Below are 21072 nucleotides of genomic sequence, written 5' to 3'. Positions count from 1 at the left end.
CGTCAGGTCCGTCCTGTCGAGCGCTGCTGCGGGCCCTTCGGAGGCCCTGTCAGCCGCCGTACGCCCCCGACGCCGTCAGCCGCAGAGCGGTGTCGATCAGCGGGACGTGGCTGAAGGCCTGCGGGAAGTTGCCGACCTGGCGCTGCAGGCGCGGGTCCCACTCCTCGGCCAGCAGACCGAGGTCGTTGCGCAGCGACAGGAGCTTCTCGAACAGCTTGCGGGCCTCGTCGACCCGGCCGATCATCGCCAGGTCGTCCGCCATCCAGAACGAGCAGGCCAGGAAGGCGCCCTCGTCACCGGGGAGGCCGTCGACGCCCTCGTGCTCGCCCTGCGTCGGGTAGCGCAGGATGAAGCCGTCCGGCGTGGACAGCTCGCGCTGGATCGCCTCGATGGTGCCGATGACGCGCTTGTCGTCCGGCGGGAGGAAGCCCATCTGCGGGATCAGCAGCAGGGAGGCGTCCAGCTCCTTGGAGCCGTACGACTGCGTGAAGGTGTTGCGCTCCTTGTCGTAGCCCTTCTCGCACACGTCCCGGTGGATGTCGTCGCGCAGCTCGCGCCAGCGCTCCAGCGGGCCGTCGGCGTCGCCGGACTCGATGAGCTTGATCGTGCGGTCGACGGCGACCCAGGCCATCACCTTGGAGTGCACGAAGTGGCGGCGCGGGCCGCGCACCTCCCAGATGCCCTCGTCCGGCTCGTCCCAGTGGTCTTCCAGGTAGCGGATCAGCTTGAGCTGGAGCAGGGAGGCGTAGTCGTTGCGGGCCAGGCCCGTCATGTGGGCCAGGTGCAGGGCCTCGGTGACCTCGCCGTACACGTCCAGCTGGAGCTGGTGCGCGGCGCCGTTGCCGACCCGCACCGGCGCGGACTCCTCGTAGCCGGGCAGCCAGTCCAGCTCGGCCTCGCCCAGCTCGCGCTCGCCGGCGATGCCGTACATGATCTGCAGGTTCTCGGGGTCACCGGCGACGGCCCGCAGCAGCCACTCGCGCCAGGCGCGGGCCTCCTCGCGGTAGCCGGTGCGCAGCAGCGAGGACAGGGTGATGGCCGCGTCGCGCAGCCAGGTGTAGCGGTAGTCCCAGTTGCGGACGCCGCCGATGTCCTCCGGCAGGGAGGTGGTGGGCGCGGCGACGATGCCGCCGGTCGGGGCGTACGTCAGGGCCTTCAGCGTGATCAGCGAGCGGATGACCGCCTCGCGGTAGGGGCCGTGGTACGTACAGTGCTCGACCCACTCGCGCCAGAAGTCCTCGGTCGCCTCCAGCGACTGCTCCGGCTCCGGCAGCGCCGGCGGCTGCTTGTGCGAGGGCTCCCAGGAGATGGTGAACGCGATCCGCTCACCCGGGGCGACCGTGAAGTCCGAGTACGTCGTCAGCGACTTGCCGTAGGTCTCGGTCTCCGCGTCGAACCACACCGAGTCCGGGCCGGCGACGGCGACCGTACGGCCCTCGTGCTTGTGCACCCACGGCACGACACGGCCGTACGAGAAACGCATCCTGAGCGCCGAGCGCATTGGCACCCGGCCCGAGACGCCCTCCACGATCCGGATCAGCTGGGGCGCGCCGTCACGCGGCGGCATGAAGTCGATCACTCGGACCGTGCCGCGCGGCGTGTCCCACTCGGACTCCAGGATCAGGGAGTCGCCGCGGTAGCTGCGCCGGGCCGCGGTGGGCGGCGGGGCGTCGGAGGCGTGGGCGGGGCCGAGCCGCCAGAAGCCGTGCTCCTCGGTGCCCAGCAGGCCGGCGAAGATGGCGTGCGAGTCGAAGCGGGGCAGGCACAGCCAGTCGACTGTGCCGTCCCGGCAGACCAGCGCTGCGGTCTGCATGTCTCCGATGAGTGCGTAGTCTTCGATGCGCCCGGCCACGTGCAACTCCAGTCGAACGGCCACGTCACCCCCTCTTCTGGCAAGGGGGCTCTCGCTAGTGCGGTCAAGGGGTGGTTGTTATGCGTCGTTGAGCGGTGAAGCAAAGCAGTCGCTTCGGTCGTGAAGCAAAACGACAGTCGCTTCTCAACAATCTCTGCTCAACGAACTGACGAGCTCTCGTTGTTCCGGTGGTTACGGGCGAGGGGTGGTGCCGTGTTGCCGGCCGGGCTCGGCAGCGAATGTCCGAGCAGGATACGACGCACGTAGATGATCTGCGTGCCGCTCCGGGCAACCCGGGTCGGCCGAACGGGTGAGCAACGGGTGAGAAACCGAAACACCTGTGCAGGTTCGTGGTGACTCGTGTGCGGAGCGTGGCCGGAAGCCATCGGTCTCCGTCGCTGATACCCTGGTAGCCCGTGGACCGGTGGGCGAGAAACCCCGGAACCGCAGCGACGGCGACCCCGGAGATCTCTTCGGTCAGGCAGCCGCACCGCACCCCAGACCGCGACCACGGGAGCACCCTCTTGGCCATGACGCCCAAATCCACGACGACCAAGCACATCTTCGTCACCGGGGGTGTCGCCTCCTCGCTCGGCAAGGGCCTGACGGCCTCCAGCCTCGGCATGCTCCTCAAGGCCCGGGGCCTGCGGGTGGTCATGCAGAAGCTGGACCCGTACCTCAATGTCGACCCTGGCACGATGAACCCCTTCCAGCACGGCGAGGTGTTCGTCACCAACGACGGCGCCGAGACCGACCTGGACATCGGCCACTACGAGCGCTTCCTCGACCGTGACCTGGACGGTTCGGCGAACGTCACCACCGGTCAGGTGTACTCGACGGTGATCGCCAAGGAGCGGCGCGGCGAGTACCTGGGTGACACCGTGCAGGTCATCCCGCACATCACCAACGAGATCAAGCACCGCATCCGCCGCATGGCGACGGACGAGGTCGACGTGGTGATCACGGAGGTCGGCGGCACGGTCGGCGACATCGAGTCGCTGCCGTTCCTGGAGACCGTCCGCCAGGTCCGTCACGAGGTCGGTCGCGACAACGTCTTCGTCGTCCACATCTCGCTCCTGCCGTACATCGGCCCCTCGGGAGAGCTGAAGACGAAGCCGACCCAGCACTCGGTTGCGGCTCTGCGGAACATCGGTATTCAGCCAGACGCGATCGTGCTGCGCTGCGACCGTGAGGTGCCGACCGCGATCAAGCGCAAGATCTCCCTGATGTGCGACGTCGACGAGGCGGCCGTGGTCGCCTGCCCCGACGCCCGCTCCATCTACGACATCCCGAAGACCGTGCACGGCGAGGGCCTGGACGCCTATGTCGTCCGCAAGCTGGACCTGCCGTTCCGCGATGTGGACTGGACGACCTGGGACGACCTGCTCGACCGCGTCCACAACCCCGACCACGAGATCACCCTCGCGCTGGTCGGCAAGTACATCGACCTGCCCGACGCCTACCTCTCGGTCACCGAGGCGCTGCGTGCGGGCGGCTTCGCCAACAAGGCCCGCGTGAAGATCAAGTGGGTCACGTCCGACGACTGCAAGACCCCGGCCGGCGCGAAGCAGCAGCTCGCCGACGTGGACGGCATCTGCATCCCGGGCGGCTTCGGCGACCGTGGTGTGCTCGGCAAGGTCGGCGCGATCAAGTACGCCCGCGAGAACCGGATCCCGCTGCTGGGCCTGTGCCTGGGCCTGCAGTGCATCGTGATCGAGGCGGCCCGCAACCTGGCCGACATCTCCGACGCCAACTCCACCGAGTTCGACCCGGCCACCTCGCACCCGGTCATCTCCACGATGGCCGAGCAGCTCGACATCGTCGCCGGTGAGGGCGACATGGGCGGCACGATGCGGCTGGGCATGTACCCGGCCAAGCTGGCCGAGGGCTCGATCGTGCGCGAGGTGTACGACGGCAAGGAGTACATCGAGGAGCGGCACCGTCACCGGTACGAGGTGAACAACGCCTACCGCGCGGAGCTGGAGAAGAAGGCGGGCATCCTGTTCTCCGGCACGTCGCCGGACGGCAAGCTCGTCGAGTACGTGGAGTACCCGCGCGAGGTCCACCCTTACCTGGTGGCCACGCAGGCCCACCCCGAGCTGCGTTCGCGCCCGACGCGTCCGCACCCGCTGTTCGCCGGGCTCGTGAAGGCCTCGGTCGAGCGCCAGCAGGCTGAAGGCCTCGGCAAGAATTCGGACTGACACGAGAGTTGTACGGTGGCCGGGGTGCAAACCTTCAAAGGTTCGCACCCCGGTTTTCTTTGGCGGGTTCTTTTTGAAAGCGTGTGGAAGGCAGGGCATGACGATCAAGGACACCCCGCAGGAGTGGGAGATCCGGGCGACGGACACCCCCTTCGTGGGCAACAAGACCTCCGTCCGCACGGACGACGTGGTCATGCCCGACGGCTCGGTGGTGCGACGTGACTACCAGGTCCACCCCGGCTCGGTGGCCGTCCTCGCCCTCGACCACGAAGACCGCGTCCTGCTCATCAAGCAGTACCGCCACCCCGTGCGGCAGAAGCTCTGGGAGATCCCGGCCGGCCTGCTCGACATCCCCGGCGAGAACCCGCTGCACGCCGCCCAGCGCGAGCTGTACGAGGAGGCGCACGTCAAGGCCGAGGACTGGCGGGTGCTGACCGACGTGTACACCACCCCCGGCGGCTGCGACGAGGCCGTACGGATCTTCCTCGCCCGCAACCTCTCCGAGGCCGACGGGGAGCGTTTCGAGGTGGAGGACGAGGAGGCCGACATGGAGCACGCGCGCGTGCCGGTCGGCGAACTCGTCCGGGGTGTGCTTGCGGGCGAGTTGCACAACAACTGCCTCGTCGTGGGTGTGTTGTCCCTGGTCGCCGCTCGCGGCGGCGACGGACTCGACGCGCTGCGGCCGGCGGAGGCGCCGTGGCCGGCTCGTCCCTTCGCGTCCTGAACACACCCTTCAGTGTGAAGATCGGCTGATCCGATCGGGGGACGTCCTCTCCCTGCCCGCCGTGCTCCGCACGGAACGTAGCAGAGCGTGAACTAGGCTCTGAATACGCCCGAACCGGAGTCCCGGCGGGCTTGCGCGTGTGGTGGGACGGGAGCGTGGCCCGTGACGGATCAGGTGGTGGACACAGGCGGCGTGCAGATGTCGGCGCAGGCGTCCGGCGAGAACCAATTCCTGGGCCGTACCCGCGAGTTGAAGGAACTCCGCGCCGACATCGAGCGCGCGGGCCTGGACACCCTCTCCGGCCGCAAGGCACCACGCGCGCGCGTACTGCTCATCGCGGGCCGCCCCGGTTCCGGCCGCACCGCGGTCGCCGAGGAACTCGTACGGCAGGTGGCGGACCGTTACTCCGACGGCGTGCTGCGCGCCCGGCTGAGCGAGCCCGACGGCACCCCCGTCCCCGTCGAGCGCGCCGCCCGCGTGCTGCTCGCCGCCCTGGACTGGCCCATCCCGCCCGGCGCCGGTGCGGACCACCTCACGGCGGCCCTGCGTGTGGCCCTCGCCGAGCGCCGGGTCCTGCTCCTGCTGGACGACGCGGCCGAGGCCGAGCAGGTCGACGAGCTGCTGCCGGACTCCCCGGAGTGCCTGGCCGTCGCCGTCTCCGACGGCCCGCTGACCGGGATCTCGGACGTACGGCCCTGCACGCTCGGCGGCCTGGACACCAAGTCGGCGGTGGAGCTGCTGTCCCGGTTCGCCGGCTCGGTCCGCATCACCGTCGACCCGCGGTCCGCCGAGGGCCTCGTCGAGGTGTGCCAGGGGCAGCCCGCCGCGCTGATGCTGGCGGGTGGCTGGCTCGCCGCCCGCCCCAAGGCGGCCGTCGCCGACCTCGCCAAACAGCTGCGGGCCGAGGGCGAGGAGGGCGCGCCGCTCGGCCGGGTCTTCCGGCTTGCCTACGCCTCCCTTCCGACCCCGGCCGCCCGCATACTGCGCCTGCTCTGCCTCGCCCCCGGTGGCGTCGTCGACCCGCACACGGCCTCCGCCCTCGCCGGCTGCTCGGTCGACGGGGCCCGCACCACCCTGGACGACCTCACCGCCCTCGGCCTGCTGCACTCCGTCGACTCACCGCTGCCCCAGTACGAGGTCCCGGCCTGCCTTCACCCGTACCTCAAGACCCTCACCGAGACCCAGGACCGCCCCGCCGAGCTGCAGCTCGCCCGGGCCCGCATGCTGGAGCGGACGGTACGGCTGCTGCAGTCCTGCCGGGCGATCACCGAGACCGACAGCCCCGAGACCCGTCAGAAGCTCCTGGGCATGCCCCAGGCCCTGCGCTTCCCCAATCCCCGCGCTGCCGCCGACTGGCTGCGCATCCGCAGGCCCGCCCTGCTGGCCGCGGCCCGGGCCGCCGTCGCCGACGGGGAGCTGGACACCCTGGCCCGGCGGCTGATGTCCCAGCTGGTCAGGGCGCTGGTCGTGCACGTCGGCACGCAGGCCGCCGCCGATGATCTGTACGCCGTCCACAGCCTGGTCCTCGACGTGGCCGAGCGGCAGAACCTGCCCCGCGAGAAGGCCGCAGCCCTGCTGAACCTCGGCGACGTCGACGCCCGGACGGGGCGCAAGCAGGATGCGCTGGCACGCTATCGGGCCGCGCTGGACGCCGGACGGCAGGCGAACGATCCGTATGCGACCGGTCGCGCGATGGAATCCGTAGGCGGTGCCCATCTGGAGCTCGCGGACTACGACCGGGCCGCCGACTGGTTCGGCCGGGCACTGGCCCAGCGGCTGGCCCGGGACGAGCGCGCGGACGCCGCCCGGCTGTACGGCCGTATCGCCCAGGCCCACACCTATGCGGGCCGGTACGGCGAGGCGCTGCGGAACTGGCGGTCCGCGGTCGCCGGGCACCGCAAGAACGGCGATGTCGGCGGTCACGCCCGGGCGTTGAGCGAGCTGGCCCGGGTCCAGGAGTACGCGGGGCGGCCCGAGGAGTCGCTGCGAACCTGCCAGGAGGCGGTCGAGTGGGCGCGGCGCGCCGAGGACTCTCGGCTGCAGGGCGCCCTGTATCTGCGGCTCGCCGACACCCTCGACCACCTCGGTGATTCGGCGGCGGCGCAGCTGCACCGGAGCGCGGCCCGGCGGATGCTGGGGGAGGAGCCCGAGGAGCCCGATCTGGACGAGCTGAGCCCCCTACAAGACGCTTTCGAGCCGGAACACGACCCTAACGCCTGCGAAATCCGTAGTACATCCGCAGAAGATTGATGCAATGAAAGGCTAGACAGCGGGAACGCCTTCATTAGACTGGCTCTGCCGCACCTTCTCCTGCGGTGTCTCCCGGTGTGCCCTGCATGCCTGGGTATGTCTTGCAATGCCCCCACACCCTCTGAGCCAAGGACCGTGATCGACGTGAAGGTCGGCATCCCCCGCGAGGTCAAGAACAACGAGTTCCGGGTGGCCATCACCCCCGCCGGCGTGCTGGAGCTGGTGCGCCACGGCCACCAGGTCGTCGTCGAGCAAGGAGCCGGTGTCGGCTCGTCGATCCCGGACAGCGAGTACGTCGCCGCCGGCGCCCAGATCCTGCCCACCGCCGACGAGGTCTGGGCCACCGCCGACCTGCTGCTGAAGGTCAAGGAGCCCATCGCCGAGGAGTACCACCGCCTCCGCAAGGACCAGACGCTCTTCACCTACCTGCACCTGGCCGCCTCCAAGGAGTGCACGGACGCCCTCGTCGAGTCCGGCACCACGGCGATCGCCTACGAGACGGTCGAGCTGCCCTCCCGTGCCCTGCCGCTGCTCGCCCCCATGTCCGAGGTGGCCGGCCGCCTCGCCCCGCAGGTCGGCGCCTACCACCTGATGCGCGCCAACGGCGGCCGTGGCGTGCTGCCGGGCGGTGTCCCGGGTGTGCTGGCCGGCCGGGCCGTGGTCATCGGCGGTGGCGTCTCCGGCTGGAACGCCGCGCAGATCGCCATCGGCATGGGCTTCCACGTGACCCTGCTCGACAAGGACATCAACAAGCTCAAGGAGGCGGACAAGGTCTTCGGCACGAAGATCCAGACCGTCGTCTCCAACGCCCTCGAGCTGGAGAAGGCCTGCCTGGAGGCCGACCTCGTCATCGGTGCCGTGCTCATCCCGGGCGCCAAGGCTCCGAAGCTGGTCACCAACGAGCTGGTCTCCCGGATGAAGCCGGGAAGTGTTCTTGTCGACATCGCCATCGACCAGGGCGGCTGCTTCGAGGACTCGCGTCCCACCACGCACGCCGAGCCGACCTTCCCGGTCCACAACTCGGTCTTCTACTGCGTCGCGAACATGCCCGGCGCGGTGCCCAACACCTCCACCTACGCGCTGACCAACGCCACGCTGCCGTACATCCTCGAGCTGGCCAACAAGGGCTGGGTCGAGGCGCTGCGCCGCGACGCCTCGCTGGCCAAGGGCCTCAACACGCATGACGGCAAGGTCGTTTACCGCGAGGTCGCGGAGGCGCACGGCCTGGAGCACGTGGAGCTCGAAACGCTGCTCGGCTGAGCCGATCGGTTAAGTCACTTTCTGGTAAAGGCGATACGTCAACACGAGTCGTCAACCGTACGCACCCGGCCGGACCTTGCCCGAAAAGGTCCGGCCGGATGTGTGTATGGTCACTTTGCGACTCTCGGTCAACTCGCCTCGAACGCAACCCTTCGACCGATTCGCACACCCGTGAAACCTGCCGTGCGACGGCCGTACGCCCTTGACAGCGGGATGTTTCATTGTCGACACATCTGCTCGGTCCGGCGGATTGTGTTGCTGCGGACCACCGACACGCCATAGAGTCGCCAACCGTCGGCATGGTGCCACGCTGACCTGTCTAGAAGTTTCCTGGTCACCAAGGAGGTAAGACGACTTGTGAATGAGTCGACATTTTCTCCCGGGGGTGGTCAACCAGGAATGCCGGTACGGGACCAGGGTCCCGCGGGATTCGAGGCTGTCGGCTCCGTTGCGGTGCGCACCTTCGCAGCCCACCAGAGTCACCAGATCTCAGGGTTGACTCAGACAGCACACCAGAGCATGGATGGCCATCACGTGAACGCCATGGCCGGCGACGGAAGTGGCGCGCCCCACAACCAATTCGCCGCCTACGACGAACTGCCCGACGGGCACTTCTACGACCCCGACGCGGAGTACGAGCCCGACCCCGAGTACGCGGCCACGCTCGCGCCCGACGCTGCCCGGCAGCGCCGCGAGCGCGTCGGCCCGACCGGGCGTCCGCTGCCGTACTTCCCGATCCCGGGTCCGCTGACCGACCACGGCCCCGCGAAGATCATCGCGATGTGCAACCAGAAGGGTGGCGTCGGCAAGACGACGTCGACCATCAACCTGGGTGCCGCGCTCGCGGAATACGGACGCCGGGTCCTGCTCGTCGACTTCGACCCCCAGGGCGCGCTCTCGGTCGGTCTCGGCGTCAACCCGATGGAGCTCGACCTCACGGTCTACAACCTGCTCATGGAGCGGGGCATGTCGGCCGACGAGGTGCTCCTGAAGACGGCGGTCCCCAACATGGACCTGCTGCCGAGCAACATCGACCTGTCGGCCGCCGAGGTCCAGCTGGTCAGCGAGGTCGCGCGCGAGTCCACGCTCCAGCGCGCCCTGAAACCACTGCTGCCCGACTACGACTTCATCGTGATCGACTGTCAGCCCTCGCTCGGCCTGCTCACGGTCAACGCGCTGACGGCCGCCCACAAGGTGATCGTGCCGCTGGAGTGCGAGTTCTTCGCGCTGCGTGGTGTGGCGCTGCTGACCGAGACGATCGAGAAGGTCCAGGAGCGGCTCAACCCGGACCTGGAGCTCGACGGGATCCTCGCCACGATGTACGACTCGCGCACGGTGCACAGCCGTGAGGTGCTCGCGCGTGTCGTTGAGGCGTTCGACGACCACGTCTACCACACGGTCATCGGGCGCACGGTCCGCTTCCCGGAGACCACGGTCGCCGGTGAGCCGATCACCACGTACGCCTCCAACTCCGTCGGTGCCGCCGCCTATCGCCAGCTCGCCAGGGAGGTGCTCGCCCGGTGTCACGCCGAGTGAGTCTGCCGGGGGCCGACGAACTGTTCCGCACGACAGGGGGTACGGCGCTCCAGCCGTCCACTCCCCGGCGCCCGGTCAACGGCGAGGCCCGGGTGCCGGCTCCCGCGGGGGAGTCCGATGCCGTCGCGGCGGAGGACGCGCCGCAGTCGGTGCCCGCGCAGGGCGGTGACGGTGACGGCGCGGAGCATGTGGCCGCCGACGCGGAGTCCGTGGACGCCGGCGAGTCACGCAGCCGGGCCGCGGCGGCCGAGCGCTCCGCTCGCCGTCAGGGGGCGCAGGAAGGTTCTGCCGGGGCCTCCGCGGGTACCGTCGGCGGTTCTGCCGGGTCCGGTGCCGCTGCTTCTGCCGCCGCCTCCGCCGCGCCGCGCAAGCGCGGACGGCAGGCCTCGCGCCGGCCCAGTGGTCGCGAACGGCACGACGAGAAGATCACCGTGTACGTCTCCGCCGAGGAGCTCATGGATCTGGAGCACGCGCGTCTGGTGCTCCGCGGTGAGCACGGGCTGGCCGTCGACCGTGGGCGGATCGTCCGCGAGGCGGTGGCCGTGGTCCTCGCGGATCTGGAGAGCCGGGGAGACGCGAGCATCCTCGTACGACGGCTTCGCGGGCGGTAGCGGTAGCCTGCGGGGGCCATGACCTCGAACAACCCTCCCGTTTCCGGCGCCGGTGCCTCCGGCGGTCGGCGGCGTGTGCTGGGGCGAGGGCCGGGAGCATCGCCGGTGCCCGTGTCGGCTCCGGTTGTCACGGAACCGGAGCCCGAGGTTCCCGAGGTCGCAGTACCGGAGCCGGAACCTCAGGTCCTTGTCCCGGAGCCGGACCCCGAGCCGCAGGCCGCTGCTCCGGAACCCGACCTCGAACCGGAGCCGCAGACAGAGCCGGTACCTGAGGGTCCCGCCGCCGAGCCCGCTCCTGAGCCGCCTGCCCGGCAGGACGAAACCGAGGCCGGTGAAGACGGCGTCTTCAAGGTTCGGCTGTCCAACTTCGAGGGTCCCTTCGATCTGCTCCTCCAGCTGATCTCCAAGCACAAGCTCGACGTCACCGAAGTCGCGTTGTCCAAGGTGACCGACGAGTTCATGGCCCACATCAGGGCGATGGGGGCGGACTGGGACCTCGACGAGACGACCGAGTTCCTCGTGGTCGCGGCCACCCTGCTCGACCTCAAGGCGGCCCGGCTGCTGCCCTCCGCCGAGGTGGAGGACGAGGCCGATCTCGCGCTGCTGGAGGCACGGGACCTGCTGTTCGCGCGGCTGCTGCAGTATCGGGCGTACAAGCAGATCGCCGACATCTTCAGCCGGCGGCTCGACGACGAGGCGCGGCGCTATCCGCGGACCGTCGGACTGGAGCCGCAGCACGCCGAGCTGTTGCCCGAGGTCGTCATCAGCATCGGGGCGGAAGGATTCGCCAAGCTCGCGGTCAAGGCGATGCAGCCCAAGCCCAAGCCGCAGGTCTACGTCGATCACATCCACGCGCCGCTGGTGAGCGTGCAGGAGCAGGCCGGGATCGTCGTCGCGCGGCTCCGGGAGGTCGGCGAGGCCAGCTTCCGGTCCCTCGTCGCGGACACCGACGACACCCTCACCGTCGTAGCCCGCTTCCTCGCGCTGCTGGAGCTGTACCGGGAGAAGGCCGTGGCCCTCGACCAGGAGACCGCCCTCGGGGAGCTGATGGTGCGCTGGACCGGAGGGGACGGAGACGAGACGCCGACGGTCACCGACGAGTTCGACCGGCCGCCGGAGCAGCCGAAGGAGGAGAAGAAGGCGTGAGTGAGGAGACCACCGAACTTCCGGTCGGGCTGCGTACCGTCGCCGACCTCGACCTCAAGCCCGCCCTGGAGGCGATGCTCATGGTCGTGGACGAGCCCGCGACCGAGGAGCGCCTCGCGAAGCTCCTGGAGAGGCCGCGGCGGCAGATCGCCGGTGCCCTGCGGGAGCTGGCCGACGACTACGCCGTGCAGGGGCGTGGCTTCGAGCTGCGGTTCGTCGCCGGCGGCTGGCGCTTCTACACCCGCCCCGAGTACGCGGCGGCGGTCGAGCGGCTCGTCCTGGACGGGCAGACGGCCCGGCTCACCCAGGCCGCTCTGGAGACACTCGCCGTCGTCGCGTACCGCCAGCCGGTCAGCCGCAGCCGTGTCTCGGCCGTACGCGGAGTGAACTGCGACGGTGTCATGCGCACCCTCCTCCAGCGCGGGCTGGTCGAGGAGGCGGGCACGGAACCCGAAACAGGTGCGATCCTGTACAGGACGACGAACTACTTCCTGGAGCGGATGGGCCTGCGCGGTCTGGACGAGCTCCCGGAACTCGCGCCCTTCCTCCCGGAGGCGGAGGCGATCGAGGCCGAGACGCTGGAAGGAGTCCCGTCGTTCGATCCGGACGCTCCGGATTCCGAGGACGCAGACGACAAGACGGAACTTTGATGCGAAGCAGCAGCGGCAGGAACAGCAGCGGAAACAACGGCGGGAGCCGTGGTGGCAACAGCGGCGGCCGCGGCGGGAGCAGCGGTGGCCGCGGTAATTACCGTGGCGCCGGTAACAACCGCGACGACAAGCAGGGGGGCCGGCCGAAGAAGCCGCGCCCGGAGGAGCGGCGCTACGACGTAGGCCCCGGCGCCACCCAGGACGGCCCGAAGTCCGGCCGCGGCGCCTCGGCGCGCGGCGGCGCCAAGGGCGGGCCCAAGCAGGGCCAGCAGCGCGGCACCGGTCGGGGCCGTACGGCTCCGGCGAGTTCCCGCGAGTACGACGCGCGGGCCGAGGAGCGCAACCGCGAGCGCTACGCCGGCAAGAAGGACGTCAAGCTGCCCAAGACCTTCCCGGGCGCCGAGCAGGAGGGCGAGCGGCTGCAGAAGGTGCTCGCGCGGGCCGGATACGGCTCCCGGCGTTCCTGCGAGGAGCTCATCGAGCAGGCACGGGTCGAGGTCAACGGCGAGATCGTGCTGGAGCAAGGCAAGCGGGTCGACCCGGAGAAGGACGAGGTCAAGGTCGACGGCCTGACGGTCGCCACGCAGTCGTACCAGTTCTTCTCGCTCAACAAGCCCGCCGGTGTCGTCTCGACGATGGAGGACCCCGAGGGCCGCCAGTGCCTCGGCGACTACGTCACCAACCGTGAGACGCGGCTCTTCCACGTCGGGCGGCTCGACACCGAGACCGAGGGCGTCATCCTGCTCACCAACCACGGCGAGCTGGCCCACCGCCTCACCCACCCCAAGTACGGCGTCAAAAAGACGTACCTCGCGGCCATCGTCGGCCCGATCCCGCGCGACCTGGGCAAGAAGCTCAAGGACGGCATCCAGCTGGAGGACGGCTACGCGCGCGCGGACCACTTCCGGGTGGTCGAGCAGACCGGCAAGAACTACCTGGTCGAGGTCACCCTGCACGAGGGCCGCAAGCACATCGTGCGGCGCATGCTGGCGGAGGCCGGCTTCCCTGTGGAGAAGCTGGTGCGCACCTCCTTCGGGCCGATCACGCTCGGCGACCAGAAGTCGGGCTGGCTGCGGCGGCTGTCGAACACCGAGGTCGGGATGCTGATGCAGGAAGTCGATCTGTAGGCCCACACCTGTAGGTCCACGCGTGCTGTAGGTCCACGCGTGTGTGCAGGCCGGTTCCGGGTTGAGTCCGGGACCGGCCGATTTGTTTTCGTCCCTCGGCCGGTCTGTATCGGTGACGGAGGGAGCGGCCATGGGGACGATCGAGGACCGGAACGCCACGAGCGCGTTTCTGGCGGCGCTGGAGGGCCGCGCGCGGACTCCGCTGCCCTCGGGGCCCGAAGGGCCGTGGGAGGTGCCTGAGGGGCCGCTGAGGGCCTTTGCGGCGGGGCGGCGCGGTCGGGGTGAGGGGCGATGAACTCCGGTGAGCTCCTGGAGCGTTCGCTCACGTACGCGCTGGGCAGCGTCGTCGGTGTGGAGGCGGCGAGCCCGGGGCGCGGGACGCCCTGCGCCGAGTGGGATCTGGGGGAGTTGCTCGGACACCTCGACGACTCGTTGGACGCTTTGTACGAGGGCCTGACCGGCGGGCGGATCGGACTGTTCCCGCGCGCCGACCGCGCCTGCGGCTTCCGTACGCGCGCGTGTGCTGTCCTCGGCGCCTGGGCGGCCGGGCCGCCGGAGTCGGCACTCGTGGGCGAACGGTCGCTGGACGTGCGGGTGATGGCCGCCCTGGGGGCGGTGGAGATCGCCGTGCACGGGTGGGACGTCGCGCAGGCCTGCGGGCGGCCGTGGCCCCTGCCCGACGTGCTCGCGGCCGAGCTGCTGCCCGTCGCCCGGTGCGTGGTCGCGGAGGCCGATCGGGGTGTGCGGTTCGGCGCGCCGGTCGCGGTGCCGGTGGGGGCCGGTCCTGGTGCGCGGTTGCTGGGGTTCCTGGGGCGGCGCGACTCCTTGCCGGGGTGACGCGGGGCCGGGTGGCGGGGGAATGGCGTGACGAGGGTTTGCCTTCCGTTGGGTTGTGCAACCCGTCCACCCTCCTTATAGTCATGATGACTAATAGTCGTGCTGACTATAAAGCTGGCCGCAGAAGGGGTGAGCGACATGCCGGGACCCACCGTTCCCGAGGGCTACGACAAGTACGCCCACGAGCCCTTCGCCGTCACCTCCGACCTCGCCGTCCTCACCATCCGCGACGGCGTCCTGCACGTCCTGCTCGTCGAACGCGGGCAGGAGCCGTACCAGGGTCACTGGGCGCTGCCCGGCGGCTTCGTACAGCCCGACGAGTCGGCGGAGACGGCGGCCCGGCGTGAACTCGCCGAGGAGACCGGGCTGTCGGACGTCTCCGAGCTGCATCTGGAGCAGCTGCGCACCTACAGCGAGCCCGGCCGCGACCCCCGCATGCGGGTCGTCACGGTCGCCTTCACCGCGCTGCTGCCCCACCCGCCCGAACCGCACGGCGGCAGCGACGCGGCGCAGGCGTGCTGGGTGCCGTACGACAAGGCGGGGCCGCTCGCCTTCGACCACGACCGGATCCTGGCCGACGCCCATGAACGCGTCGGCGCCAAGCTCGAGTACTCGAGCCTCGCCACCGCCTTCTGCCCGCCCGAGTTCACGCTCGGCGAGCTGCAGCACGTCTACGAGGTGGTGTGGGGCACCGCCCTCGACCGGCCCAACTTCCGCCGCAAGGTGCTCGCCACGCCGGGCTTCGTCGCACCCGTCCCCGGCGCCGCCCGGCTCACCGGCGGCCGAGGCAAACCGGCCGCGCTGTACCGCGCGGGCACCGCGACCACCCTTCACCCGCCCCTGCTCCGGCCCACCCCCGAAGGACGCCCCGCATGACCACGACCACCGTGCGCAAGCGCGCCGCCACCGGCTCCCTGCTCGGCCTCGCCCTCGGGGACGCGCTCGGCTTCCCGACCGAGTTCAACGACGTGCCGTCGATCCTCGCCAAGTGCGGGCCGTGGCGCGAGATGGAGCTGCCGACGCCTGCGATCGTCACCGACGACACGCAGATGACGCTGGCGTTGGGGAAGGGGCTGCGGACGGCGATGGATCTGGGGCTGCTGGGTCCCAGGACCATGGTGGAGCCGGTGCGTGCGGAGTTCGTGGCGTGGAACCGGTCTCCGGAGAACAACCGGGCGCCGGGCAACACCTGCCTCAGGGCCTGTGACCTGCTGGAGCGCACCGACCTGCCCTGGCAGGACGCCAGCCAGATCGGCTCCAAGGGCTGCGGCGCCAACATGCGCGTGGCGCCCCTCGGGCTCGTCCCCGGTCTGAGCGAGGAACAGCGCGCGGGCGCCGCCCAGTTGCAGTCCGCGCTCACCCACGGGCATCCGACGGCACTCGCCGCGTCCGACCTGACCGCGCACGCCGTACGACTGCTCGCGCAGGGCACCGAACCGACCGGACTGATCGGCCTGCTGCGGTCGTACGCCTACGAGAACCGCACCCGCTACCACGAGCGCTGGCTCGGCGACCTGTGGACCCGCAGCCAGGACCCCACGGCCGAGCACTTCATCGCGCGCGGCTGGGACGAGTGCCAGGCGATCCTGGACCGGCTCCACGACGCCGTGCGCACCGCCTCGCCCGAGACCGATCCGTGCCTGGCCACCGGTGCGGGCTGGATCGCCGAAGAGGCCCTGGCCACCGGCCTGTTGTGCTTCCTGTGGTTCGTCGACGAGCCGCTGACCGCCTTGCGCCGGGCGGCCTGCACCTCCGGCGACTCGGACTCGATCGCGTGCCTGACGGGCGCGTTCGCGGGCGCCTGGCTCGGGGCCGACGCCTGGCCCACGGAGTGGGCGGACCGCATCGAGTACCGGGGGGACCTGCTGACCCTCGGGGCGCTCTGGGACGCTTGACGGATGATCGACGCCCTGGACCTCGACCTCGCACCCGTCGTCGCCGAACAGCCCGACCCGGTGCTGTTCGCGACCGTCTCCGGCGCGCATCTGTACGGCTTCCCGTCGCGCGACTCCGACGTGGACCTGCGGGGCGTGCACCTGCTGCCGGCCGCCGACCTCGTCGGGCTGCGGGAGCCGGAGGAGACGCGGTCGCGGATGTGGGTGCGGGACGGCGTCGAGATGGACCTGGTCACACACGACCTGCGCAAGTTCGTACGGCTGATGCTGCGCCGCAACGGCTATGTGCTGGAGCAGTTGCTCTCGCCGCTCGTCGTGCACACGACCGACGCGCACCGGGAGCTGGCCGAACTCGCGCCCGGCGTGCTCACGAGCCACCACGCCCATCACTACCGGGGATTCGCCCACACGCAGTCGCGGCTGTTCGAGAAGACCGGGGAGCTCAAGCCGCTGCTGTACACGTTCCGGGTGCTGCTCACCGGCGTTCATCTGATGCGCAGCGGTGAGGTGCAGGCCCATCTGCCCACACTGCTGGAGCAGGTCGACGCCCCGGCCTACCTGCCGGAGCTGATCGCCGCGAAGGCGGAACAGGAGCACGGGGCCGCCGATGTCGAGCACGCGCGCGTGGCGGCCGACATCGAGCGGCTGCACGCTGTGCTCGACGACGCGCAGGCGGCCTCAGCGCTGCCCGACGCCCCGAGCGTCCACGACGCCCTGCACGCCTTCGTCGTACGGAGCCGGCTGGAGGGCTGAGGCGCGGCGGACGCGGATCAGGAAGTCCTCCACGCGGCGGCGGTCCGGCTCGGCCGGGAGCGGGCTGTGGTGCAGGCACTCCTCCGCCTCCCTCGCCAGGCGGGTCATCCGGGACTCGACCTCCGGCCAGGGGACCTCGCCGCGCTTGACCGCCAGCAGGGGTTCGCGCTCGTCGCCCACGTCGATCGTCAGGCTGCCGGTGCGCATCAGGTCGCGGGCGCTCGTCAGCAGGCGCAGGAGGTGCATCGCGTGCTTCCAGCGCGGGGCGCCGTGGGAGCGGATGTCCGCCTCCAGCTTCTTGCGCTGGCCCAGCGCGTAGCGGGTGAACGTCTCATGGGCCTGGCGGGACAGGAACGCCTCGCGCAGGGCGAGGAGTTCGCGGCCCGTGTCGTCGACGTACTCGACGCGCGGGGAGTGCAGGCACTCCAGGATGTTCGGGTTGGCGCGCAGGGCCAGCTCGCAGAAGCGCTCCAGTTCCCAGCTGAACTGCTCCTCCTGGGGGCCCTCGACGTGCGTCGGCGGCTTGTCGAAGCGCCAGTAGAGCGCAGTGGGGGCGAGGAACACGCCCCGGCGGTCGGTGTCGCTGCCGTCCGTCGCCAGACCGAAGGCACGCGAGCCCATCACACAGGCGTAGATCGTGTGGTCGCGTACCAGGGTCAAGTGCTCGGAGGGCTCGGGGCGCATGCCCCGGAGCGTACGCGGCCGGTCACACCAGGCGGATCGATTTTCCGTCCACAGTGATCTGCTTCTCGGGCAGCGGCTTCGTCGCCGGAGGGTGGGCCACCGAGCCGTCCGTGATCTTGAACTTGCTGCCGTGGCAGGCGCAGTTGATCGTGCCGTCGGCGACGGTGGCGACCGTGCACCGCTGATGCGTGCAGATGGCGGAGAAGGCTTTGAACTCGCCCTGCTCCGGCTGGGTCACCACCACCTCCTCGTCCTTGAAGATCGTGCCGCCGCCGACCGGGATGTCGTCTGTGCTGGCCAGCTCCTCTCCGTCCTGGCCGTCCTGGTCGGGGGAAGCGGTCGAGGTCGGTGTCGAGTCGCTCGTGTCGCCGTTGTCGCCGGAATCGCCGCAACCCGCGACGAGCGCCGCCGCGCCCGCCCCGCCTGTCGCGATGAGAATCGTGCGCCGCGTCGGACGGTTGCTCATGTCGTCACTCCGAAAGTGCGGAAGAACCAGAGGGCGGAGGTCAGCCAGATGATCGTGAGAGCGGTGAAAACCACTCCGCCCACGATGGGCAGCAGCCAGCCGGGAAGTCGCTCCGACCGGAGCAACAGCATCTTTGCACTGAAAGCACCGAAGAAGAAACAACCCAGGGCAGAGTGCATGAAAACGCGCGTTTCGTACGTCTGGTAGCCCATCGCGTACAGGCAGTGCACCGCCACCGGGACGGACACCAGGAACGCCACACGGCCCGACCAGCGGTGCAGCCCGGACGACCAGGCCGGCCCCGGGAGCCTGCCGTACACCATGAACGCGGAGACCAGTTGCACCAGCGCGAAGAAGATCGCCGCCGTGGCCAGCCATGACTTGACCGCGCCGGTGCTGCTGAACCCGGCGAGGTTGAAGGCCGTCCCCGACGGGTCGTGCACCTTGCCGTACGCCCCGAAGCCCACCGCGACCGCGCCGGCGACCAGCGCCGGGACCAGGTAGCGGGCCGGGCTCGGGCGGCGGTGGCCGGGCTGCGGGGACGGGAAGTCCTGGGTGACGGCGTTCGGGTCGACGGTCATGATCGACTCCAGTGGGGTCAGGGGGCCGCGGGGCGGGCCGTGAGCTGCTGTCCGTCGACCGTCACCGCGCCGGTCTCCGGGTCGATCCGCGGGGCGGGCGAGGGCTTGCCGTCGCGGGTGAGCACGCCGACCTGCCGGCCGTCCGGCAGCACGATCCAGCCGCCGTCGATCTCGGCGCCGCGCACGGTGGTGGTGGCCCGGTACAGACCCGACGGCTTCTTCGTCCTGTCGGCGGTGAAGGCGTAGTGCCCGCCGTCGATGTCGACCGTGCCGCGGATCCGCTCGCCCTCCTCGAGGGTGCCGTTCAGGACAGAACCGGCCTTGCCGGTGAGCCGCATGGTCCCGTCGTCCTTCACATCGCCCTTGAGCCAGGACTCCTTGGCGCGGCCGTCGCAGAAGTACGCGATCGCCCTGCCGTCGCGCAGGGTGACGGCCACGGCGGAGGAGTCGTCGTCGGTACGGCCCGCGTAGCCGGCGTTCGGGACGGGGACCTTCGACGGTGACGATGACGGCGACGGGGACGACTTCGGCGTCGGTGACGACGGTAACGGTGACGGTGACGACGAGGAGGGCGCGCTCTTCGTCCCCGTCGTCACGTTGAGCGCCAGCAGGAACGCGCCGGCCAACAGCCCCGCGAGAAGGGTGAGCAAGGGTCCCGGACGCTTCATGAGGCCTCCCCCGAGGCGAGCTTGCTGCCCATGAGAGCGGACCTGTGCGACGCCGTCCAGAGGCGTACGGAGGCGTTCGTGGTCCGGTAGCGAAATCGGGATGGACGGGTGACATTGACTCAAAGCCGACCGGCCGGGTCGCGGGAGTGCCAGCGGGTGTCTCAACGTGCGTCTCAGCGGGCGGGCGACCTGCGTCCGCCGCACGCGGGCTGACTAGGCTGGCCGGTCGAAGAGCCGATCCGTACAGCAGCAAGGAGCAGAGCCGTGGCGGTACGAGCGGTCCGGGGGGCCGTCCAACTGGAGCGGGACGAGGCCGGCCACATGGACGAGCAGGTCGGGGCCCTGCTCACGGCGATCCTGGAGCGCAACGGCCTGAGCGCGGACGACCTGATCAGCATCTGGTTCACGGCCACGCCCGACCTGCACAGCGACTTCCCGGCGGCCGCCGCCCGCAAGCTCGGCAGCGGCTTCGCCGACGTACCGCTGATCTGCGCCCAGGAACTGGACATCGAGGGCGCCATGCCACGGGTCGTACGCGTCCTCGCGCACATCGAGTCCGACCGGGCACGTGCCGACATCGCGCACGTCTACCTCGGCGCCGCCGCCGCTCTGCGCAAGGACATCGCCCAGTGAGAACCGCACTCGTCATCGGCACCGGCCTCATCGGTACGTCCGCCGCGCTGGCGCTGGCCGGGCGCGGTGTGGTCGTCCACCTCGCCGACCACGACCCCGAGCAGGCCCGTACGGCGTCCGCGCTCGGCGCCGGCACCGACGAGGCGCCCGAGGGCCCCGTCGACCTCGCGATCGTCGCCGCCCCGCCCGCGCACGTGGCCGACGTGCTCGCCGACGCCATGCGCCGGGGCGTGGCCCGCGGCTACCTCGACGTGGCCAGCGTCAAGGGCGGTCCGCGCCGGGCGCTGGAGGCGCTCGGGCTCGACCTGTCGTCCTACATCGGTACGCATCCCATGTCGGGGCGTGAGAAGTCCGGGCCGCTGGCCGCCACCGGTGACCTCTTCGAGGGCCGGCCCTGGGTGCTCACGCCGACCCGGGACACCGACACCGAGGTGCTGAACCTCGCCCTGGAGCTGGTCTCGCACTGCCGTGCCGTGCCGGTGGTGATGGACGCCGACGCCCACGACCGCGCGGTCGCGCTGGTGTCCCACATGCCTCACCTGGTGTCCAGCATGGTCGCCGCGCGTCTGGAGAACGCCGAGGAGGCGGCCGTACGGCTGTGTGGTCAGGGCATCCGGGACGTGACCCGGATCGCCGCGTCCGATCCCCGGATGTGGATCGACATCCTCTCCGCGAACCCGGGGCCCGTCGCCGACCTGCTCACCGACGTCGCCGCGGACCTGGAGGAGACGGTGCGGGCGCTGCGGGCGCTGCAGTCGTCCGACGAGGCGAAGCGGCTGGAGGGGACCTCCGGGGTCGAGGACGTGCTGCGGCGTGGGAACGCCGGGCAGGTCCGGGTGCCAGGTAAGCACGGGGCCGCTCCGCGGGTCTACGAGGTCGTCGCCGTGCTGATCGACGACCAGCCGGGGCAGCTGGCGCGGATCTTCGCGGACGCGGGACGGGCCGGGGTCAACGTCGAGGACGTGCGCATCGAGCATGCGACGGGGCAGCAGGCGGGTCTGGTGCAGCTCATGGTGGAGCCGAAGGCCGCGACGCTGCTGTCTGCGGCGTTGCGGGAGCGGGGCTGGGCGATCCGGCAGTAGGGGTCTCACCGGGCTGAGGTGCGCGCGGCCGGACGAGTGACGCGAACCCAGTAACCTTGTGCGGGGCGCCCTCGCGTCCCCACACCCCGCCTCACCGCACCAGGAAGGTGTCCTCC

20 protein-coding genes are annotated in these 21072 nt (G+C 70.6%); 15 read left to right on the top strand and 5 right to left on the bottom strand.

Features of this window, described 5'->3' with window-relative positions; translation table 11 throughout:
* Positions 1 to 49: 49 nt before the first annotated feature.
* Positions 50 to 1852 carry a glycoside hydrolase family 15 protein gene (locus BLU79_RS42530; protein ID WP_093911407.1) on the bottom strand — a complete coding sequence of 601 codons (1803 nt, stop codon included), beginning with the start codon at positions 1850 to 1852 and terminating at the stop codon, positions 50 to 52.
* A 530-nt stretch (positions 1853 to 2382) separates the two neighbouring features.
* On the opposite strand from BLU79_RS42530, the gene BLU79_RS42525 reads away from it, so the two are divergent.
* The 13 genes from BLU79_RS42525 (at position 2383) to BLU79_RS42465 (ending at position 16842) form a co-directional block, all read left to right on the top strand.
* Positions 2383 to 4053 (top strand): CTP synthase, encoded by a 1671-nt coding sequence (locus tag BLU79_RS42525; RefSeq protein WP_093911406.1) that lies wholly within the window; start codon positions 2383 to 2385, stop codon positions 4051 to 4053.
* Positions 4054 to 4150: 97 nt separating this feature from the next.
* Positions 4151 to 4777, top strand: coding sequence for an NUDIX domain-containing protein (locus tag BLU79_RS42520; protein WP_093911405.1), 627 nt, complete (start codon positions 4151 to 4153; stop codon positions 4775 to 4777).
* A gap of 162 nt (positions 4778 to 4939) precedes the next feature.
* Positions 4940 to 7027 (top strand): tetratricopeptide repeat protein, encoded by a 2088-nt coding sequence (locus tag BLU79_RS42515; protein ID WP_093911404.1) that lies wholly within the window; start codon positions 4940 to 4942, stop codon positions 7025 to 7027.
* Positions 7028 to 7162: 135 nt separating this feature from the next.
* Positions 7163 to 8287: an alanine dehydrogenase gene (ald, locus tag BLU79_RS42510; RefSeq protein WP_177001401.1), complete on the top strand. Its 1125-nt coding sequence runs from the start codon at positions 7163 to 7165 to the stop codon at positions 8285 to 8287.
* Between the two features lie 399 nt (positions 8288 to 8686).
* Positions 8687 to 9823 carry a ParA family protein gene (locus tag BLU79_RS42505; protein ID WP_093911403.1) on the top strand — a complete coding sequence of 379 codons (1137 nt, stop codon included), beginning with the start codon at positions 8687 to 8689 and terminating at the stop codon, positions 9821 to 9823.
* Complete coding sequence (locus BLU79_RS42500) at positions 9808 to 10434, top strand: hypothetical protein (RefSeq protein WP_093911402.1); 627 nt, start codon at positions 9808 to 9810, stop codon at positions 10432 to 10434. Before BLU79_RS42505 ends, BLU79_RS42500 begins: the two co-directional genes overlap by 16 nt.
* Positions 10435 to 10452: 18 nt before the next feature.
* Positions 10453 to 11580: a segregation/condensation protein A gene (locus tag BLU79_RS42495; protein WP_093911401.1), complete on the top strand. Its 1128-nt coding sequence runs from the start codon at positions 10453 to 10455 to the stop codon at positions 11578 to 11580.
* Positions 11577 to 12230 (top strand): SMC-Scp complex subunit ScpB, encoded by a 654-nt coding sequence (gene scpB / locus BLU79_RS42490; RefSeq protein ID WP_093911400.1) that lies wholly within the window; start codon positions 11577 to 11579, stop codon positions 12228 to 12230. Before BLU79_RS42495 ends, scpB begins: the two co-directional genes overlap by 4 nt.
* Positions 12230 to 13357 carry a pseudouridine synthase gene (locus BLU79_RS42485; RefSeq protein WP_093911399.1) on the top strand — a complete coding sequence of 376 codons (1128 nt, stop codon included), beginning with the start codon at positions 12230 to 12232 and terminating at the stop codon, positions 13355 to 13357. The genes scpB and BLU79_RS42485 overlap by 1 nt, the downstream gene beginning before the upstream one ends.
* A gap of 291 nt (positions 13358 to 13648) precedes the next feature.
* Positions 13649 to 14194, top strand: coding sequence for a TIGR03086 family metal-binding protein (locus BLU79_RS42480; protein WP_093911398.1), 546 nt, complete (start codon positions 13649 to 13651; stop codon positions 14192 to 14194).
* Positions 14195 to 14332: 138 nt separating this feature from the next.
* Positions 14333 to 15070, top strand: a complete 738-nt coding sequence (locus BLU79_RS42475; RefSeq protein WP_093911397.1) for an NUDIX hydrolase — start codon at positions 14333 to 14335, stop codon at positions 15068 to 15070.
* Complete coding sequence (locus BLU79_RS42470; RefSeq protein ID WP_093911396.1) at positions 15067 to 16089, top strand: ADP-ribosylglycohydrolase family protein; 1023 nt, start codon at positions 15067 to 15069, stop codon at positions 16087 to 16089. The genes BLU79_RS42475 and BLU79_RS42470 overlap by 4 nt, the downstream gene beginning before the upstream one ends.
* Before the next feature lie 3 nt (positions 16090 to 16092).
* Complete coding sequence (locus BLU79_RS42465) at positions 16093 to 16842, top strand: nucleotidyltransferase domain-containing protein (protein WP_093911395.1); 750 nt, start codon at positions 16093 to 16095, stop codon at positions 16840 to 16842.
* Here BLU79_RS42465 and BLU79_RS42460 read toward each other — a convergent pair.
* From BLU79_RS42460 to BLU79_RS42445, 4 genes are read right to left on the bottom strand one after another with little or no spacing between them, the layout of a single operon-like run.
* Positions 16768 to 17526, bottom strand: a complete 759-nt coding sequence (locus tag BLU79_RS42460; RefSeq protein ID WP_093911394.1) for a nucleotidyltransferase domain-containing protein — start codon at positions 17524 to 17526, stop codon at positions 16768 to 16770. The two genes, BLU79_RS42465 and BLU79_RS42460, sit on opposite strands and share 75 nt — an antisense overlap.
* 22 nt (positions 17527 to 17548) lie before the next feature.
* Positions 17549 to 17992: a Rieske (2Fe-2S) protein gene (locus BLU79_RS42455; protein WP_093911393.1), complete on the bottom strand. Its 444-nt coding sequence runs from the start codon at positions 17990 to 17992 to the stop codon at positions 17549 to 17551.
* Complete coding sequence (locus BLU79_RS42450) at positions 17989 to 18573, bottom strand: DUF6529 family protein (RefSeq protein ID WP_093911392.1); 585 nt, start codon at positions 18571 to 18573, stop codon at positions 17989 to 17991. The genes BLU79_RS42455 and BLU79_RS42450 overlap by 4 nt, the downstream gene beginning before the upstream one ends.
* 17 nt (positions 18574 to 18590) lie before the next feature.
* Positions 18591 to 19241 (bottom strand): hypothetical protein, encoded by a 651-nt coding sequence (locus BLU79_RS42445; protein ID WP_093911391.1) that lies wholly within the window; start codon positions 19239 to 19241, stop codon positions 18591 to 18593.
* A gap of 264 nt (positions 19242 to 19505) precedes the next feature.
* On the opposite strand from BLU79_RS42445, the gene aroH reads away from it, so the two are divergent.
* A complete protein-coding gene (gene aroH, locus BLU79_RS42440) occupies positions 19506 to 19874 on the top strand; it encodes a chorismate mutase (RefSeq protein ID WP_093911390.1) in 369 nt (122 codons plus the stop codon).
* The gene (locus tag BLU79_RS42435; RefSeq protein WP_093911389.1) at positions 19871 to 20956 is read left to right on the top strand and encodes a prephenate dehydrogenase; all 1086 of its coding nucleotides are present in this window, start codon (positions 19871 to 19873) and stop codon (positions 20954 to 20956) included. The genes aroH and BLU79_RS42435 overlap by 4 nt, the downstream gene beginning before the upstream one ends.
* The last annotated feature ends 116 nt before the right edge of the window (positions 20957 to 21072 follow it).

Source organism: Streptomyces sp. cf386, from assembly GCF_900103585.1.
Classification (GTDB): Bacteria; Actinomycetota; Actinomycetes; order Streptomycetales; family Streptomycetaceae; genus Streptomyces.
Note: the sequence above shows the minus strand (reverse complement) of the source record. Positions and strands in the feature narration are given on the sequence as shown.